Annotated in this window: 1 protein-coding gene; it reads right to left on the bottom strand. The window is 46.8% G+C overall.

The window, feature by feature from the left end:
- A partial coding sequence (locus ACR0DB_RS22625) for a hypothetical protein (RefSeq protein WP_480553100.1) occupies nucleotides 1-278 on the bottom strand: 278 nt, incomplete at its 3' end.
- Nucleotides 279-511 lie beyond the last annotated feature (233 nt).

Here is a 511-nt window from a genome sequence, read left to right as displayed (position 1 = left end):
TGATCATATCCGCGTGCCACAAACGCTGCGACCTGAATCGTTGAACCTTGGCACTGATCAGGACTGGACAGGGCTGAACTTACCGCTGTTGTACCCAGGTCCCAAACAATATTCGAGATTGCAGATGCAGCGCCATTATTGGGGAAAACCATAGCGCCGACACCACACTCTTGCCACGGATTGACATTTGCCTCGCCCATTCCTTGTGCATGCACAAGTGAAGTAGAAAAAGGGAAGGCCAAGGTGGCCGACAGTATTATTGTATTCAGTTTATTCAAGGTACTCTCCATTCGTACATTTTATTTTTTCTTCTTCATTATAGTCTGGCGTGCATATTTCCTCTTGTTTTGGGTCATTGACTTGGCACTGTTTCAATAGTGGTTATTGGTTCGATCCTTTGTTTAGACATCCCCGCAATGCGTGACGCGGTTAGAAAAATTACCCTCCGAACTGCGTCACGCTGCGTCTAAAGAGTTTCGGCTATCTTGATTTCGGAGGCCAATACTGCTGC

The organism is Ruegeria sp. AB6, from assembly GCF_056542685.1.
This window is presented reverse-complemented; position numbering and strand designations above follow the sequence as displayed.